The 17,087-nt window shown below is 58.8% G+C and carries 18 protein-coding genes; 7 read left to right on the forward strand and 11 right to left on the reverse strand.

Annotated features, from left to right (window positions below; genetic code table 11):
• Window positions 1-10 precede the first annotated feature (10 nt).
• Both J8Z22_RS21780 and J8Z22_RS21785 read left to right on the forward strand, forming a co-directional pair.
• Entirely contained in the window at window positions 11-1,207 is a 1,197-nt protein-coding gene (locus J8Z22_RS21780) for a S41 family peptidase (protein ID WP_051252187.1), read from the forward strand.
• A complete protein-coding gene (locus J8Z22_RS21785) occupies window positions 1,174-1,995 on the forward strand; it encodes a divergent polysaccharide deacetylase family protein (protein WP_252008188.1) in 822 nt (273 codons plus the stop codon). Before J8Z22_RS21780 ends, J8Z22_RS21785 begins: the two co-directional genes overlap by 34 nt.
• On the opposite strand, the gene J8Z22_RS21790 is transcribed toward J8Z22_RS21785, so the two are convergent.
• The 5 genes from J8Z22_RS21790 to ftsY all read right to left on the reverse strand — a co-directional run bounded on the left by J8Z22_RS21790 (window position 1,901) and on the right by ftsY (window position 6,164).
• Window positions 1,901-2,206, reverse strand: coding sequence for a YkgJ family cysteine cluster protein (locus J8Z22_RS21790; protein WP_084144258.1), 306 nt, complete (start codon window positions 2,204-2,206; stop codon window positions 1,901-1,903). The genes J8Z22_RS21785 and J8Z22_RS21790 overlap by 95 nt on opposite strands.
• A gap of 66 nt (window positions 2,207-2,272) precedes the next feature.
• Window positions 2,273-3,136 carry an RNA polymerase sigma factor RpoH gene (rpoH, locus tag J8Z22_RS21795; RefSeq protein WP_028111173.1) on the reverse strand — a complete coding sequence of 288 codons (864 nt, stop codon included), beginning with the start codon at window positions 3,134-3,136 and terminating at the stop codon, window positions 2,273-2,275.
• Between the two features lie 83 nt (window positions 3,137-3,219).
• Window positions 3,220-4,173: a permease-like cell division protein FtsX gene (gene ftsX, locus J8Z22_RS21800; protein ID WP_028111172.1), complete on the reverse strand. Its 954-nt coding sequence runs from the start codon at window positions 4,171-4,173 to the stop codon at window positions 3,220-3,222.
• Window positions 4,170-4,847, reverse strand: coding sequence for a cell division ATP-binding protein FtsE (gene ftsE / locus J8Z22_RS21805; protein ID WP_028111171.1), 678 nt, complete (start codon window positions 4,845-4,847; stop codon window positions 4,170-4,172). Before ftsE ends, ftsX begins: the two co-directional genes overlap by 4 nt.
• Window positions 4,848-4,850: 3 nt before the next feature.
• Window positions 4,851-6,164 (reverse strand): signal recognition particle-docking protein FtsY, encoded by a 1,314-nt coding sequence (ftsY, locus tag J8Z22_RS21810; RefSeq protein ID WP_252008189.1) that lies wholly within the window; start codon window positions 6,162-6,164, stop codon window positions 4,851-4,853.
• A 122-nt stretch (window positions 6,165-6,286) separates the two neighbouring features.
• Here ftsY and rsmD point away from each other — a divergent pair, with 122 nt between their 5' ends.
• Window positions 6,287-6,895: a 16S rRNA (guanine(966)-N(2))-methyltransferase RsmD gene (gene rsmD / locus J8Z22_RS21815; protein ID WP_252008190.1), complete on the forward strand. Its 609-nt coding sequence runs from the start codon at window positions 6,287-6,289 to the stop codon at window positions 6,893-6,895.
• The gene (locus J8Z22_RS21820; RefSeq protein WP_028111168.1) at window positions 6,895-7,146 is read left to right on the forward strand and encodes a DUF1145 domain-containing protein; all 252 of its coding nucleotides are present in this window, start codon (window positions 6,895-6,897) and stop codon (window positions 7,144-7,146) included. Before rsmD ends, J8Z22_RS21820 begins: the two co-directional genes overlap by 1 nt.
• On the opposite strand, the gene J8Z22_RS21825 is transcribed toward J8Z22_RS21820, so the two are convergent.
• The gene (locus tag J8Z22_RS21825; protein WP_252008191.1) at window positions 7,122-8,126 is read right to left on the reverse strand and encodes a sensor domain-containing diguanylate cyclase; all 1,005 of its coding nucleotides are present in this window, start codon (window positions 8,124-8,126) and stop codon (window positions 7,122-7,124) included. The two genes, J8Z22_RS21820 and J8Z22_RS21825, sit on opposite strands and share 25 nt — an antisense overlap.
• Window positions 8,127-8,485: 359 nt before the next feature.
• On the opposite strand from J8Z22_RS21825, the gene J8Z22_RS21830 reads away from it, so the two are divergent.
• Together J8Z22_RS21830 and J8Z22_RS21835 are read left to right on the forward strand one after the other, a co-directional pair.
• Window positions 8,486-9,634: an HD-GYP domain-containing protein gene (locus J8Z22_RS21830; RefSeq protein WP_252008192.1), complete on the forward strand. Its 1,149-nt coding sequence runs from the start codon at window positions 8,486-8,488 to the stop codon at window positions 9,632-9,634.
• Window positions 9,635-9,772: 138 nt separating this feature from the next.
• A complete protein-coding gene (locus tag J8Z22_RS21835; protein ID WP_051252185.1) occupies window positions 9,773-10,594 on the forward strand; it encodes a hypothetical protein in 822 nt (273 codons plus the stop codon).
• Here J8Z22_RS21835 and J8Z22_RS21840 read toward each other — a convergent pair.
• Window positions 10,591-11,004: a DUF4440 domain-containing protein gene (locus J8Z22_RS21840; RefSeq protein ID WP_252008193.1), complete on the reverse strand. Its 414-nt coding sequence runs from the start codon at window positions 11,002-11,004 to the stop codon at window positions 10,591-10,593. The two genes, J8Z22_RS21835 and J8Z22_RS21840, sit on opposite strands and share 4 nt — an antisense overlap.
• A gap of 129 nt (window positions 11,005-11,133) precedes the next feature.
• Between J8Z22_RS21840 and J8Z22_RS21845 the strand changes: the two genes are divergently transcribed.
• Window positions 11,134-11,685 (forward strand): lysophospholipid acyltransferase family protein, encoded by a 552-nt coding sequence (locus J8Z22_RS21845; RefSeq protein ID WP_028111164.1) that lies wholly within the window; start codon window positions 11,134-11,136, stop codon window positions 11,683-11,685.
• Here J8Z22_RS21845 and J8Z22_RS21850 read toward each other — a convergent pair.
• The 4 genes from J8Z22_RS21850 to hutC form a co-directional block, all read right to left on the reverse strand.
• Complete coding sequence (locus J8Z22_RS21850) at window positions 11,673-12,950, reverse strand: mechanosensitive ion channel family protein (RefSeq protein ID WP_252008194.1); 1,278 nt, start codon at window positions 12,948-12,950, stop codon at window positions 11,673-11,675. The genes J8Z22_RS21845 and J8Z22_RS21850 overlap by 13 nt on opposite strands.
• Before the next feature lie 124 nt (window positions 12,951-13,074).
• Window positions 13,075-14,607: a histidine ammonia-lyase gene (gene hutH / locus J8Z22_RS21855; protein ID WP_252008196.1), complete on the reverse strand. Its 1,533-nt coding sequence runs from the start codon at window positions 14,605-14,607 to the stop codon at window positions 13,075-13,077.
• Complete coding sequence (gene hutU, locus J8Z22_RS21860) at window positions 14,607-16,298, reverse strand: urocanate hydratase (protein WP_252008198.1); 1,692 nt, start codon at window positions 16,296-16,298, stop codon at window positions 14,607-14,609. The genes hutH and hutU overlap by 1 nt, the downstream gene beginning before the upstream one ends.
• 57 nt (window positions 16,299-16,355) lie before the next feature.
• Complete coding sequence (hutC, locus tag J8Z22_RS21865; protein ID WP_252008200.1) at window positions 16,356-17,060, reverse strand: histidine utilization repressor; 705 nt, start codon at window positions 17,058-17,060, stop codon at window positions 16,356-16,358.
• Window positions 17,061-17,087: the final 27 nt, after the last annotated feature.

Raw genomic sequence — 17,087 nt, forward strand, 5'->3', positions numbered from 1 at the left:
GGGGTACGCCATGTCGCGTATTGGTGCCTTACTGGTCGGCATCCTGTTTGCGTTTACCGTCAACGCTCAGGAGCACAAGGAGGTGGCACCGCCGACATTAGAGGAAGCTCAGCAACTCCTGATCACGGTGCAGGACATCGTCGATTACTACTACGTGGACTCGGTGGATCGCCAGGCGATGCTCGAGGCCGCGCTCAAGGGCATCTTCGAATCCCTGGATCCTCACTCCACCTACCTGACGCCTCAAACCCTGCAACTGCTGCGGGAGGCCAATAACGGTCACTATTACGGCTATGGCATCGAAGTCAGTATCGAAGAGGATCAGATTCAGGTCATCGCACCACTGGCCCACAGCGCCGCCGACTATGCCGGGGTGAAGCCCGGCGACATTCTGGTCAAGGTCGACGACCTGACCGCCTCCCCCGACACCATCGATACCCTGATCCGTTACATCAAAACCGCCAGCAAAGAAGATCGCTCACTGTCGCTGGTGCTCAGCCGCCGCAACCTGGCCGAGCCGGTGACCGTGCTGCTGCAACCCAGCAACATCAGCATCAACAGCGCCCTGTTTTTCGAGCTGCCTCAACAGGTGGGCTACCTGCAGATCACCAACTTCAACCGCCAGACCGCCGAAGAGGTGGCCACGGTGGCCGACCGCATGCAGCAGCAGGGGTACCAGCAACTGATCCTGGACCTGCGCAACAACCCAGGAGGCATGTTTGATGCGGCGGTACAGGTGGCCGACATGTTCCTGCAAAGTGGCCTCATCGTCTCCACTCACGGCCGCTTCCTCGACGCCAATAACGACTACTACGCCTCGGAGAACAGCCTGTTTCAGCAGATGAAAGTAGGGGTGTTGATCAACGAAGGCAGCGCCTCGGCGGCAGAGATTCTGGCCGGCGCCCTGCAAGACCACCGCCGGGCCACGGTGTTTGGTCAAACCTCGTTTGGCAAAGGCACGGTGCAGAGCCTGATTCCGCTGATGGGCCAGCAAGGCGCCATCAAACTCACCACCGCCCGCTACGCCACCCCCAATGGCACCTTCATCGATAAGCAGGGGATCTCTCCTGACGTCAGTGTGTTACTGGAGAATGAAAAAGAAACTCCTATAATGGAAAACACCGACATCAGCGGTCGCTGGCAACAGGATAGCCAGTTGGCTGCCGCCTATGAATGGGTGTTGCAACCGGATCAGGAGTCACCATAAAACAGATTGTCGCCGCCGTGCTGCTGTGTTGCAGCACCCTGGCAACGGCCGCCGAACTGAGCCTGATCATCGATGATGTGGGCTACCGGCACACCGATCATCGCGTGCTGAACCTGCCCGCAGGCACCACCCTTAGCGTGCTGCCCCATACTCCTTGGGGCCGGCAGTTAGCGGTGTCCGGCTGGCGTCAGGGGCACGAAATCATGCTGCACCTGCCGATGCTGGCCGAGGCTGGCAACGCCTTGGGGCCCAGCGCCCTGCTGCCGGGCATGAGCCAGTGGCAGGTACAGCTGACCATCAAGCGTGCCCTGGCCGACGTCCCCTTTGTCCGGGGCGTCAACAACCACATGGGCAGTGAACTGACTCGGCAACGACCGATGATGGATAAAGTGATGACCGAGCTGGCCGAGCGCAAACTGTTTTTTGTCGACAGCCTGACCACCCCGGAGTCGGTGGCCTACGACAGCGCCGCCGCCCACGGCATTCCGGCCCTGAAACGACACGTGTTTCTCGATAATGAAACCCAGGATGTGGATCTGAATCGCCAGTTTGAACAGGCACTGACCATCGCCCAAAAATACGGTAAGGCGGTGCTTATCGGTCACCCCTACCCGGAAACACTCAGCTACCTGGAGCGCAACCTGTCACGTCTGCCCGAGATGGGAATCCGGCTGGTGCCGACGTCGACACTGCTCAGCGACCGCCAGCGCCAATGGATGCGGCCAGTACAGCCCCCGACCGCATATCTTCATAAGTTGCCTGCTCCAGTACCGTCAGCGTCGCCATAGCCTGTTGATCGGTGCCGCCGCACAGGTCGGCGTCCGGCTTAAACGCGCCACACACCACCGGCCGTGACGGCTGACCAAACAGCTTGCACAGGTTGTCGTCGTTCAACTGCACGCAGCGCACGCCGGCGGGCTTGCCCTCTGGCATCCCCGGTATGGGCGAACTGATGGACGGCGCAATACAACAGGCACCACAGCCTAAACGGCATTCCACGACATACCTCCATAAACGAAACGGGCCGGCAGTGCCGACCCGATAATCAAACCCGCAAACACCCGATCAGTCATCCATCAGGTTCTGCAGTTTCTTGATGGCGTTCTTTTCCAGCTGGCGTATGCGCTCCGCCGACACCTGATAACGGTCTGCCAGCTCCTGCAGGGTCACCTTGTCCTCTTCCAGCCACCGGTTCCGCAGAATCTCCTGGCTGCGCTCGTCCAGGGTGCGCATGGCGGCATACAGGCGCTCTCGAGCCTGGGCCTCATGATCTTCCTGTTCGATGTCATCGGCGTGGTTGGAGCCCTGATCTTCCAGGTAGTAGGCCGGGGCGTAGCTGGTGTCCGGGTCGTCCGGCTCGTTGGGAATGTCGAAGGCCGCATCCTGAGCCGCCAGACGGGACTCCATCTCCAGCACTTCGGACTCGCTGACCCCCAGGGTCTCGGCGACGGTAGACACCTCATCGGCGGTAAACCAGCCCAGACGCTGCTTGGCTTTACGCAGGTTGAAGAACAGCTTGCGCTGCGCCTTGGTGGTGGCCACTTTAACGATGCGCCAGTTTTTCAGCACGTATTCGTGAATCTCGGCCTTAATCCAATGCACCGCAAAGGACACCAGCCGCACCCCGACTTCGGGGTCGAAACGCTTCACCGCCTTCATCAGGCCGATGTTGCCCTCCTGAATCAGGTCGGCCTGAGGCAGGCCGTAGCCGGAATAGCTTTTGGCCACGTGAACAACAAAACGCAGATGAGACATGATCATGGCTTTCGCCGAATCAATATCACCGCTCTGGCGCAGACGCACGGCCAGTTGGTATTCCTCTTCTGCAGAAAGCATGGGGATGCTGTTGACCGCCTGGATGTAAGACTCCAGACTGCCGCCGCCCTGGGGGACGACCATCAAGCCCATGGCATTAGTTTTGTCGCTCATTGATACCTCTGAAAAACGCTTGGCTTGGGAGTCTAGCACGAAACGGGATCCGCTTCACACGCTGTGTTTATGACCCGCAATGGCTACTGAGGTTCAATGGCAGTGAGGTGGCGCTGCACCGACAGCCAGGCGCCGAGCCAACACAGCAGCACCGACGCCAGCATCATGGTGCCGAGCTCGGCCCCGCTGAGGCCCGCCAATTGGAAACCGGACTGATAGCTGCTGATAAACTCACCCAACGCCCGGTCAAACCACACCAGGGTAGCGCTGACCAGGGTCCAGGCGATCACCGCGGCGATGACGCCGTACCAGACCCCGGCATAAAGGAAAGGGCGACGAACAAAGCCGTTGGTGGCACCCACCAACTTCATCACTCGAATCTCATCCTGGCGCTGAGTAATGGCCATGCGAATGGTGTTGGCAGTCACCAGCACCACGGTCCCCACCAGCAACGCAGCCAAACCCCAGGCCATCTTGGCCAGGCTGTTCATCAACGCCTTGAGCTGCATCAACCAATCCAGATCCAGGCGGGCGATGTCCACTTCCGACAACGCCTCCAGCTTCAGCTTAAGTTGTTGCAGTGGTTCCAACTCGCGATGCCGCAGGCTGGGGATCACTCGAATCACCGCTGGCAGCGGGTTATTGTCCAGATACTGCAGGGCATCGCCGTACTGAGACATCGCCTTAAAGTCCTGCAGCGATTGCTCCGCCGACAGGTACTCAAACCGGTCGATCTCCGCCATCCCTTTGAGCCGCGACTGCAGCCCCTGCAATCGAGCATCGCTGAGATCGGCGCGAAGGAACAGGCTGATTTCGGTGGGATCGGTCCACTGCTGCTGCATCTGAGCGCTGTTTTTTACCAGCACCGCCAACACCGTCGGCAGACTGAGGCTGATCCCCAGTACCGCCATGGTCAGCAACGACGTCAGCGGCAGTCGCCATAGCTCGCCGAGGCTGCCCAACGCATGGCGCAGGTGGCCCTGACAGTAGACGCTGATGCGGCGCCCCAGGCTCATCTTACGGCCGGACAGACTCATAACTCGGCTCCCTGATAGGCTTCACTGATCATGGCGCCGTTGCGCAGAGTCAGGGTGCGGTAACGCATCCTGGCAATCAGGCCAAGATCGTGGGTGGCGATCAGCACCGTGGTACCGGCTCGGTTAAAGGTCTCGAACAGGCGCATGATCTCCACCGATAACTTGGGATCCAGGTTACCGGTGGGCTCATCCGCCAGCAGCAGTTTGGGCTTGGTGACGATGGCACGGGCGATGCCGACCCGCTGTTGTTCACCGCCGGACAGATGCATGGGGTAATAATTGAGCTTGTCCCCCAGCCCCACCAGGTCCAGGGCCGCCCCGACCCGCTTATCGATTTCACTGCCACTGAAGCCTTCAATCAGCAGCGGCAGGGCCACGTTGTCCTTTACCGACTTATCCATCAACAGGTTGTGATCCTGAAAGATGATGCCAATCTCGCGACGCAAGAACGGAACTTTCGAGCGGGCCAGCTTGCCGATGTCATGGCCATGAACCCACACCTTGCCGGTGGTGGGTTTCTCAATGGCAGTGATCAGCTTCAGCAGGGTACTTTTGCCGGCGCCGCTGTGGCCGGTCAGAAATGCCATTTCACCGGGGTCAACACTGAAGTTGACCCGGTTCAGGGCCTGGAAACCGCCACTGTAGACCTTACTGACCTGCTCGAAGCGAATCATGAATTATCCTGTTTCCTCGGTAAACAGGGCTTCGATAAAGGCGTCGCTGTCGAACGGCCGCAAATCATCGATACCCTCACCCACACCAATGTAACGTACTGGAATGCTGAATTTATCAGCTAATGCGAAGATAACGCCACCCTTTGCGGTGCCATCCAGTTTGGTCAGGGTCAATCCGGTCAGTGGCACCACTTCATTAAACAGTTGCGCCTGGCTGATGGCGTTCTGACCGGTACTGGCGTCCAGAGTCAGCATCACTTCATGCGGTGCCTTGGGATCCAGCTTCTTCATCACCCGGACGATCTTCTTCAGCTCCTCCATCAGGTGCGCTTTGTTCTGCAACCGGCCGGCAGTATCGGCAATCAACACATCCACCTTACGGGCGGTGGCGGCCTGCAGGGCATCGAAGATCACCGAGGCACTGTCGGCACCGGTATGCTGAGCCACCACCGGAATGGCGTTGCGCTCGCCCCAGACCTGCAACTGCTCCACAGCCGCAGCACGGAAGGTATCGCCGGCAGCCAGCATCACCGATTTGCCCTGAGCCTGGAACTGCTTGGCCAGCTTACCGATGGTGGTGGTCTTACCCACACCGTTGACGCCCACCATCAGGATCACCATGGGGCCGTCCGGGTTGTCGATGCACAGCGGCTCGTTCACCTTGTCCAGCGAGGTTTTTAGCTCGCCCCGAAGGTGAGTAAACAACGCATCGCTGTCTTTGAGTTCACCAAAGCCAGCGCGCTCGGTCAGATTGTCGATGATGCGAGTGGTGGTTTCGATACCCACGTCCGCCAGCAGCAGCTGGGTTTCCAGCTCCTCAAACAGTTCGTCGTCGATCTTCTTGCCACGGAACAGCGCCATAAAGCCGCCGCCGATGTTCTCTCGGGTCTTTTTCAGCCCGGCTTTCAGGCGGGCAAAGAAGCCCCCTTCTGGCTCTGGCTCTGGCTCTGGCTCTGGCTCTGGCTCTGGCTCTGGCTCTGGCTCTGGCTCTGGCTCTGGCTCTGGCTCTGGCTCTGGCTCTGCAGTCTCTGGCGACGGCTCGGCCGCAACCGGTTGTGGATCCACCACGCTATCGGATGCCGCCTCAGCCTGAGACGATTGCGGCTCCACGGCCTCTGGCTTAGGGTCTTGCGCCGCCTCTGCTATCGGGGCAGGCTCGGACTCCGCCTCATCCGTCGGCGTGGGTTGCGGGTCCTGAGCACTGGGCTCAGGTTCAGAGGGAGACTGGGATTCCGCCTGTTCGGGCAGCTCCTGCTCGACCTCTTCGGTCTGCTCATCTTTATTGCGGCTAAACCAGGAAAAAATGCCTTTCGCCATCTTCAAAACCTTTACTGATCATTGGGGCTCGCCCTAGATACTTGGGGCCTAGCCCCTGTTACAATAGCGAGTTTTTCAAGCGCCATAGTCTAACCAGAAACGCAGCAAAAACCGAGGAATCCATGGCCAGAGGCTCACGAAACCCCAAATCCCGCACATCGACGGCCGGCAACGGCGGTCAGGTCCGCATCATTAGCGGCAAATATCGCGGCCGAAAACTGCCGGTTGCGGACCTGCAGGGATTGCGCCCCACTACGGATCGGGTGCGTGAAACGCTGTTCAACTGGCTGCAGGGCGACACCCTCAATGCTCGGGTGCTGGACTGCTTTGCCGGCAGTGGCGCCCTGGGGCTGGAAGCCCTGTCCCGCCATGCGGCCTCCGTGACCCTGTGTGAACTGGATAAAGGCGCCGCCAGCCAATTACAGCGCAACCTCACCACCTTGGGGGCAGACAATGCCACGGTGATCTGCGGAGACAGCCTGCATCGGCTGTCGACCAGCGCCACCGAGACCTACGATCTGGTGTTTATCGATCCTCCCTTCCATAAGGGCCTGGCTCAGCCGGTGATCGATCGTCTCGATCAGCACGGCTGGCTGAATGACAACGCGCTGATCTACTTGGAAACCGAGACCGATCTGGCCCCATTGGCGATACCCGCCAACTGGCAACCCCTGAAGCAGAAGCAGGCCGGCCAGGTCTGCTACCGCCTCTATCAGCGGCAGGAGGTCTGATGGAACAGTTGTGCTATTGGGGCCGTCGTGCCACCGCCATCGCCTGGGTGGCGATGATCATCAACCTGATGTGGCCACTGCCACTCAGCGACTTTATCACCCTGCTGTTGCTGGTCACCGTCACCGCCCACCTGACGTTGGCCATGACCACCCTATTCTACAAGCGCCAGGGGCTGGTGGCCGTCGCTCGAGTATTGCTGTTTGGGGTGTTCGAATTTTTCCGACCTCAGGCAAGCGACGACAGGCCATAACAACGGTTGCGACCCAGCGACTTGGCCTTCAGCATCAGCTGATCCAGTTGCTCCAGTGCATCGCCGGACAGGTGTGCGCAATTGAGGCCGCCGTAGCCGATGGAGACGGTGAAGGGCAAGGGTTGATCCGGCAGCGGCAATGGAGCCGCCATCACCGTCAGGCGAATCTTCTCTGCCAACACCGCCAACTGCCTGGCGCCGATACAGGGAATCAGCAGCATAAACTCCTCCCCACCCCAGCGCACCGCCATGTCCTCGCAGCGGACATTGTCGGTCAGCAGGGCGGAGAAGTGCTGCAATAACTGATCGCCAACGATGTGGCCAAAGGTATCATTGACCCGCTTAAAATGGTCGATGTCCATCATCATCATCCCCAGCACCAGTTTGCCCGGCGACTTGGAAGCCAGACGCCGCCCCAGTGACAACAGCTCATCCAGGCGCGCTTCCATGCCGCGGCGATTGTAGAGGCCGGTGAGGGGGTCGGTCATGCTCTCTGTAGCCAGGGCCTTACCCACCTCCAACAGACTCAGGTCCGACTCGATGATGTTCACCACCGACTGCATCAATGCCAGCCACTGGTGACAATGCTCCCTGGGCTGAGTGTCATAGATGCACAAAGTGCCAAACAGGAAGCCATTGGGCTGGCGAACCGGCAGCCCCAGGTAGCTGATGATCCCGGCACGGGTCTCGCGGCCATGGGCCCATTTGGGATCCCGCCAGGCATCATCCACCGCCAGGTGTTCACCCGAACTCATCACCTGCTCGCAATAAAGATCCAAGATGGGAAACTGTTCTCCGGCCTGGGTGGCCGGTGGGCAACCGTGGTTGGTCGACAAAATCTGCATCTGCTGACTGCTGCAGCGGGACAGGTAGGCTCCGGGCATTCCCGTCACCTGGCTGAGCATCTCCAGCAGGTGCTGCCACTGCTTCTGTGCATGGGACTCCAGCACCGGGAGTATTTTGACGTCCTGCAGTTGCATTCCAACCCCTCCCTGATTGCCGAACCCCCGCCATCACTCTCCCTGATGCACACTGAGGCATGCCATAAACTCGACGCTAACCTTCATTAAAAATACGCCATAACACAACATCTTGCTCAGAATTTAAAATCGATAATTGTTCGGATTTGTCGGCAAAATATGAGCGTCTACCCATTTTTTTCACTGCGGCAATGGATAATAATGAGTCAGGCTTCTGTATCGCTAACTTAGTGGTATTACAAACACATATTAAACAGTCATGTGGGTGTTGATATTCATAAAGAAGTAGTTAAGGTTAGCCGACAGAAGGTGGCGCGGATCACATTCCCGAACAACTAAAGAAGACAACTATCACAACGATGAAAATCATTACGATTGACCAACTTGCGTTAGGGATGTATGTCGAGAGCATTCCCGACCACCCGAAGTTGTCGATGGTTCAAAAGGGCTACATCAAGGATCCCTCCACCCTGGGGATGTTGCGCAACCTTGGCGTCGAGCGAATTGTCATCGACCCGAGCAAATCCAAACGCGCCCCCACCGTCAGCAAGCCCCAACCAGTCGCGGCTAAGACTCCGGCAAAAGACAGCCTGAAAAGCGAACTGCCCAAAGCCAAGAAACTGCTGACCCAAGCCAAACAGCTGCAGTCGCGACTGATGTCCGACGTGAAATTGGGGCAACAGCTGGATCTGCAGCCGGTCAACATCATGGCCGACGAATTCATCGGCAGTGTGTTTCGCAACCAGAGTGCACTGGCCTGTCTGCGACTGATCAAAGACAAAGACGACTACCTGCTGGAACACTCGCTGGGGGTTACCATCCTGATGACCCTGTTTGCTCGAGCACTGGGCATCAGCGGCACCACCCTGCATCAACTGTGCGTCGGCTCGCTGCTGCACGACATCGGCAAAATCCGCATTCCCGAAGCCATCCTCAACAAGCCCGGCAAGTTGACCCCGGAGGAGTTTGAGGTGATGAAAACCCATGCCGAACACAGCCGCCAGATCATCTCGTCCACCCCAGGCATCAGCAAGGTCAGCCTGGATGTGGCCGCCATGCACCACGAGAAACTCGACGGAACCGGCTACCCGCAAGGGTTAAAGGGCGAACAGATCACCATGGCCGGTCGCATGGTGGCGATTTGTGACATTTACGACGCCATGACCGCCGACCGGGTTTACCACAAAGGCATGGCGCCCACCCTGGCACTCAAGCGCCTGCTGGGAATGACCCCCAACGGCCTGGATAAAAACCTGGTGGTGAAATTCATCCAATGCCTGGGCGTCTACCCCAACGGCTGCATGGTGGAACTCAGCAGCGGCCGGGTCGGCATCGTGATGGAAACAGAAAATCGTAAGCCCACCAAGCCATTAGTGAAAGTGGTCTACAACCTCAAGACGCAGACCCACATCATGCCCAATGAGATTGAGCTGGAACGCTACAACGACCACATTCTGAAAGCGATTGATCCCCGTGACCATAAGCTGGAACTAACCAACTACTTGTAGAACTTGCCACTGGCAGACCATGAAAACCACCCGGTCTGCATCTGAAGGCGATTGCGGGTATAATTTTCCGCATTCCCCGCTGGACAGCATTGGGACGACGAGGTAACGTACGCCTCCCAATTGAGAACAATTATCATTATGAACTATTTAATCGCCAGCCTGCTGATCTTGGCAGTCGGCCCCATTCTGCATCACGGCCTGCGTAAACAACGAGGCATCATCACCGCCATCGGCGCCTTCGTGATGGTGTCTCTCGGCGGACTGGTGTTGTTTGATATTTTGCCGCAAGTGGTCCGCCTGGGCGGCGCTGCCGCATTGGGCTTTATTGCCCTGGGATTGTTCGGCCCGACGCTGACAGAAAAACTGTTTAAACGCCACTCGGCCTTTGCCCACAATCTGACGGTAACTCTGGGGATCGGTGGCCTGCTGTTGCACTCGGTCACCGATGGCAGCGCCCTGTTTATGGCCTCCAATGCCCAGGGGCCACTGCTGCTGGCGTTTGGTATCATACTGCATCGCATGCCGGCGGGCCTGGCGGTATGGTGGCTATTGCGCCCGGCCTACGGCCGTCTGATCGCCGCCTCGGTGTTGGGACTGATGATGGTCACCACCATCATTGGCTATGTGATGGGGCCAGAGTTGCTACTGACCATGACCGCCAGCCACGTGGTATACCTGCAGGCGTTTGTCACCGGTTCCATTCTGCACGTGTTGTGGCACCGCCCCCATGAGCACCACGGCCACCACCATGAGCATGAGCACAGCGGTCTGCCCAAACTGCACTCCAGTCACTGGATTGGGGGTGGCCTGGGACTGTTGTTCCTGGTGCTGCTGATGGCGGCCCATCCGGACCACGGCCACAGCGAAGCCGGTGAACACCTGCACGATGCCTCCGAGGTACACCTTGGCCACGACCCACAATCAGAATCGGATCAAGCTGACCACGAGCATGAGCACTAACTGGTGTGGTCGTGGACGATGCGCCAGTTGTCCCCTATCTTTTTGAAGATCAGGGTAAACTCTCCCGCGGGCTGATCTTTCTTTCGCAGTAGCTGCCAGCGGCCCACCACCAGGGCCGCGTCTTCTGACAACATCTGCACCGTTTCCAGCTCAAACAACAGCTTGCCCATGGTCGCGGCATCGGGGTAACGCGCTTGATACCCTTTAAGGGTGTTGTCCCAGCCGTACTTGATCTTGCCACTGGAGACAAAGCGCAACTGCTCACTGTGCCAGTACCCCTGCATGTAGCCCTCGATGTCGGCCCGGTTCCACGCCGCTTGTTGCTGAGCCAGCACCGCCCTAATGTCCGCCTCAGAAGCCAGGGTCAAAGGGCTGATCAGTAACCCGATCAAGACCAAAAGCCACCTCATAATCACCTTCCTTAGTTTTTTGGAGTATTGATTCAGTTTAACTGCTGGCTTTAACAACAGCGATTGCCACTCTGAAACGCCGGGGTTGGTATACTTACTCCATTGCTCGATACACACAGATCAATCACTATGACACACCGCATCTCGGCCTGGCTGCTTAAGCGCCTGGGCTGGTCGATACAAGGCCGAATCCCTGCCACCGGCCGGCACATCATCATTGTTGGCCCCCATACCAGCAACTGGGATTTCCCCATCGGCATCCTGGCCCAGTGGGCGTTGGGAATGAACGCCAACTTCATCGGCAAGCACCAACTGTTCCGCTGGCCACTGGGGTGGTTATTCCGGGCGCTGGGGGGCTTTCCAGTCAACCGGGGTAAGCAGAACAATCTGGTGAATACCGCCGTCGAGCTGTTCGCCACCCAGGAGAACTTCATTCTGGCACTGGCGCCTGAAGGCACCCGCAAGCCGGTCACACGCTGGAAAACCGGCTTCTACCACATCGCCAAACAGGCCCAGGTTCCCATCTACTGCGCCGGACTGGACTTTAAGTCCAAGACGGTGATCATTCGAGAGCCGCTGGTTCCCGGCGACGACATGGCTGCCGACATGAACACCATGCTCGATTTTTTCCGCGCCATCCATGGCAAGTACCCGCAGCCAGTACCGCGCTATTCGGCGTGAGCCGGCGTCAGCGCGGCAAAATCCAGGCCGCTAGGGCGCTGCATCGGCCGCAGCTCAAACTCAGGAAGAATGGCAAACAGGTGGTCAAAGATGTCCGCCTGAATGCCTTCGTACACCGCCCAACGGGTGTCGTTGGTAAAGCAATACAGTTCCAGCGGTAGTCCCAACTCTGAGGGCGCCAGTTGTCGCACCATCATGGTCATCTCCGGCGTCAGCTGGGGGTGGGCATTCAGGTAGGCATCCAGGTACGCGCGCAAACACCCCAGGTTGGTCATGCGGCGGCCATTGACCGTCATATCCATATCCTTGTGACCCAGATTCGCCTGCTTCAACTCAGCCAACTTCTGCTCCAGGTAGGGCTGCAGCAACTCAATGCGTTGCAACTGAGCCAGCAGCGACTCATCCACGAAACGGATCGAATTCACATCCAGGTTCACCGCCCGCTTAATGCGACGCCCACCAGACTCCTGCATGCCACGCCAGTTTCGAAAGGCATCGGTGGTCAGCGCGTACGCGGGGATCATGGTGATGGTTTTGTCCCAATTCTGCACCTTGACCGTGGTCAGCGTTACCTCCACCACTTCGCCATCGGCCCCGTACTTGGACATCTCGATCCAGTCACCAGGGCTGACCATGCGGTTCGCCGCCAGCTGAATGCCAGCCACAAAACCCAAGATAGTGTCGCGAAACACCAACATCACCAAACCGGTGGCAACACCCAAGCCGGACAGCAGATACAGCGGCGATTTATCCAGCATGATGCCGATAAACAGTATCAAGGCGACAATGAACAGGAACAGCTTGGTTAGCTGAACGATACTCTGTACCGGCAGCCGCCGCCCTTCGGGTCGCGTCGATGCCACCATCCTGACCGTATCCAGGCAGGCGTACAGAACCCGAATCGACATCACCAACATGGTCAATTCCAGCAACCTGGAAGCCATGTCTTCCCAGAATGGCCACAGATTCAACATCATGGGAGTGAACAGATCCAGCACCACCAACGGCGCAATCTGAGCCAGCTTCTCCAACACCCGATGCTGCTTCACCGGCAATGCCCAGGTGGTGTTGCTGCGTTCAATCACCCGGCGGGTACCGTGCACCAGAATCCGGATAAAGAGGCTGTACACCACAAAAGCGGTGATCAACGCCACAGTGGCAATGATGCCTACCGTCAACAGGTCATCCCCTTTGGTAGGAATGTCCATCTTGGTCATCCACTCGGCCAGCCAGTGGCGCATCTCGTTCTTAATCTCTTGTTCCACAATAATTCCAGTCTGCGAAAAGGTAGGCGCCGCCCATTATAGGGGTTCAGGATACTGACAAGCCCGCACAGAAAAAAGCCCTGCATGAGCAGGGCTTGATGTATCGCATTGAGCTACTTAGCTATTACAAGCTTGGCAGGATGCCGCCCGGCAATAAGCTATTGTAGCTGGCTCGGTGCAACAGTGCCGTGGCTTCGGTGATGTCCGGAGCGAAATAGCGGTCTTTGTCGTAAAAACTGACCCGCTGACGCAGTTGCTGCTTGGCACTCTCTACCGGCTTGCTGGCCCGCAGCGGCGTGCGGAAGTCCAGCCCCTGGGCCGCCGCCAACAACTCCACGGCCAGTACGCCTCGGCTGTTGTCCGCCATCTCTCGCAACCGCCGCGCCGCGAAGGTGGCCATGGAGACATGATCCTCCTGGTTGGCGGAGGTGGGCAAACTGTCCACCGAGGCCGGGTGAGCCAAAGATTTGTTCTCGCTGGCCAGGGCCGCCGCGGTGACCTGGGCAATCATAAAGCCCGAGTTGACCCCGCCGTTGTCCACCAAAAACGGTGGCAAACCAGACAGGTTGCGGTCGATCAGCAGAGCGATGCGACGCTCCGCCAACGCGCCAATCTCACTGATGGCGAGGGCCAGATTGTCGGCCGCCATGGCCACCGGCTCGGCATGGAAGTTCCCCCCGGAGATGATGTCGCCCTCGGCGGCAAACACCAGCGGATTATCGGTAACCCCGTTAGACTCCACCAACAACACCTCTGCCGCCTGGCGAATCTGGGTCAGACAGGCCCCCATCACCTGGGGCTGACAGCGCAGGGAGTAGGGGTCCTGCACTTTTTCACAGCCGGCATGGCTGTCTCCCAACTCGGAGTTGTCTTCCAACAGGAAGCGGAATACCGCCGCCGAATCGATCTGGCCTTGTTGACCACGCACTTCGTGAATGCGGGCATCGAAAGGACGACGGCTGCCCAGGGCGGCCTCGACGCTCATGGCGCCGACCACACTGGCGCCAGCCCACAGGTCTTCGGCGCGGAACAACCCCTGCAGGGCCAGTGCCGTAGAGGCCTGGGTGCCATTGAGCAACGCCAGCCCCTCTTTCGGCGCCAGTGACATCGGCGCCAGCCCGGCCTTGATCAGGCCGGTCTTGGCATCGATCACTTCGCCGTGATAACGCACCTCGCCCTCACCCAACAGCGGCAGCACCATGTGCGACAACGGCGCCAGGTCCCCGGAGGCACCCACCGAACCCTTTTCCGGAACGATGGGGTACACCTCGGCATTCACCAAGGCAATGAGCGCATCGATCACCTCACGGCGAATGCCGGAGAAGCCCCGCGCCAGGGAGTTAATTTTCAGCACCATCATCAGCCGTACGGCACTGTCGCTCATGGGTTCGCCGGTACCGGCGGCGTGGGACAGCACGATGGAGCGCTGCAACAACGCCAAATCGTCTTTGTCGATACGGGTGTTGGCCAGTAAGCCAAAGCCGGTGTTGATGCCGTACACCACCCGGTCTTCATCAATCACCTGCTGCACCATGGCGGCACTGCGATCGATGGCGGTATAAGCGCCAGCATCCAGGGTCAGTTTTACCCCGTGCAGATCCACATGACGCAGCTGGGTCAGAGTCAGCGTACCGGGCTTAAGAGTCAGCTCAAACATCACTTCTCCTCCAACATCGGCAGATCCAGGCCCTGCTGCTTGGCACACTCACGGGCGATGTCGTAGCCGGCATCGGCATGACGCATCACTCCGGTGGCCGGATCGTTCCACAGCACCCGCCCGATGCGGGCGTCGGCGTCGTCACTGCCATCACACAGAATCACAATGCCAGAGTGTTGGGAGAAGCCCATGCCCACACCACCACCGTGGTGCAGGCTGACCCAGGTAGCACCACCGGCGGTATTCAGCATGGCGTTGAGCAGCGGCCAATCGGAGACCGCATCGGAGCCGTCCATCATCCCTTCGGTTTCCCGGTTGGGCGAGGCCACTGAACCGGAGTCCAGGTGATCACGACCAATCACAATGGGCGCCTTCAGCTCGCCATTCTTGACCATCTCGTTAAACGCCTTACCCAGACGAGCCCGATCTTTCAGGCCGACCCAGCAGATGCGCGCCGGTAGCCCCTGGAATTGAATCCGTTCACGGGCCATGTCCAGCCAATTGTGCAGGTGCTTGTCATCCGGAATCAGCTCTTTGACTTTCTGATCGGTCTTGTAGATGTCTTCCGGATCGCCGGACAGGGCCACCCAACGGAACGGCCCGATGCCTTCGCAGAACAGCGGCCGAATGTAGGCCGGAACGAAACCAGGAAAATCAAAGGCATTGCTGACGCCCTCTTCCAAAGCCATCTGGCGAATGTTGTTGCCGTAATCGAGAGTGGCAGCACCGCGACTCTGCAGAGTCAGCATCGCCTGCACCTGAACCGCCATCGACGCCTTGGCGGCTTTCACCACTGCGGCTTCATCCTTAAGCCGCATCTCGGCGGCGTGGGCCATGCTCCACCCCTGAGGCAGGTAGCCATTGAGCGGATCGTGGGCCGAGGTCTGATCGGTGACCACGTCCGGGGTAATGCCCTTGTCCACCAGCTCGGAAAACAGATCGGCGGCATTAGCCAGCAGCCCGACAGATACCGGCTTGCCTTCGGCCTTGGCCTGATCCAGCATGGTCATGGCTTCATCCAGAGAAGTGGCTTTCTTATCCACGTAACCGGTGCGCAAACGGAAGTCGATGCGGGTCTCATCGCATTCCACCGCAATCATCGAGAAACCGGCCATGGTGGCCGCCAGTGGCTGCGCCCCGCCCATGCCACCCAAGCCTCCGGTCAGGATCCAGCGGCCGCTTGCTTCGCCGCCAAAGTGCTTCTTGGCAACGGACACAAAGGTCTCGTAAGTCCCCTGGACAATGCCCTGGGTACCGATATAAATCCAGGAACCGGCAGTCATCTGGCCATACATGGCCAGGCCCTTTTTATCCAGTTCATTGAAGTGTTCCCAGTTGGCCCAGTGAGGCACCAGGTTGGAGTTGGCGATCAGCACTCGGGGCGCGTTTTCGTGGGTCTTAAACACGCCCACCGGCTTACCGGACTGAACCAGAAGGGTCTCGTCGGTTTCCAGACGCTTGAGGGTCGACACGATCTGATCGAAACACTCCCAGTTTCGGGCCGCGCGACCGATGCCGCCATACACCACCAACCCTTGCGGATGCTCGGCCACTTCCGGGTCCAGGTTATTCATCAACATTCGCAGCGGCGCTTCCGTCTGCCAGCTCTTGGCATTTAACTCGGTGCCCCGTGGAGCGCGAATGACGCGACTCTCATCGATGCGCGTTGCAGTGTCCTTCTTAATGCTCATCGTGATTTCCTCACTGTTGTCGTTGGCTGGCTTATCGCTCCCGCAGAAGCACCAGCATCAGTCCATAACCAGATGACCGCCCAGACGATATCGGCTGCCTGGGTGGGTCAATCGTGCAAAACTCACCGTACCGGAACGACTCCAGGTACGACGATGAATCCGTAAACAGGGCTCGCCCTGATCGATCTCCAGCAACGAGGCGGTCTTAGCGTCCACCACCACCGCCTCCACTTCATGGTGGGCTTCCGTTAGCGGCGCCACCTGACTCAAATACTCGTGGGGCGTCTGGCGATAAAAATCCTGCTCCAGGTAATCCGGTACCAGCGCCAGGTTAACGAAGCGCAACTCCAACTGCACCGGCTGCCCATCTTCACTGTGCAGCAGCCGGGTCTGCCCCACTTCCGCCCCCACCGCCACACCGAGGGCGATCGCCACCGACGCGTCGGCCGGTAGCCTGAGCTGCTCCAGTACCTGTACCTGATAATCATGGCCCCGATCCCGCACCTCGTCGGCAATGTTGCGAATGTTAAGCATCGAGCCCTGGGACTTCAGTGACGCCACAAAGGTGCCCTGCCCCTGGCTGCGCACCAATACCCCTTGCTCAACCAGTTCGGTCAATGCCCGCCGGGCCGTCATTCTGCTGCAACCAAACTCGCCGGCCAGCGCGTTTTCCGACGGCACCTTGGCATGCTCACGCCACACTCCTCGCTCAATATTGGCGATCAAATGCTGCTTAATTTCGACAAACTTTGGTGCGGCCAAGGGTCCACTCTCCTGAAGATAACTGGC

The sequence above is a fragment of the Ferrimonas sp. SCSIO 43195 genome (assembly GCF_023716685.1).
GTDB classification, from domain to species: Bacteria; Pseudomonadota; Gammaproteobacteria; order Enterobacterales; family Shewanellaceae; genus Ferrimonas; species Ferrimonas kyonanensis.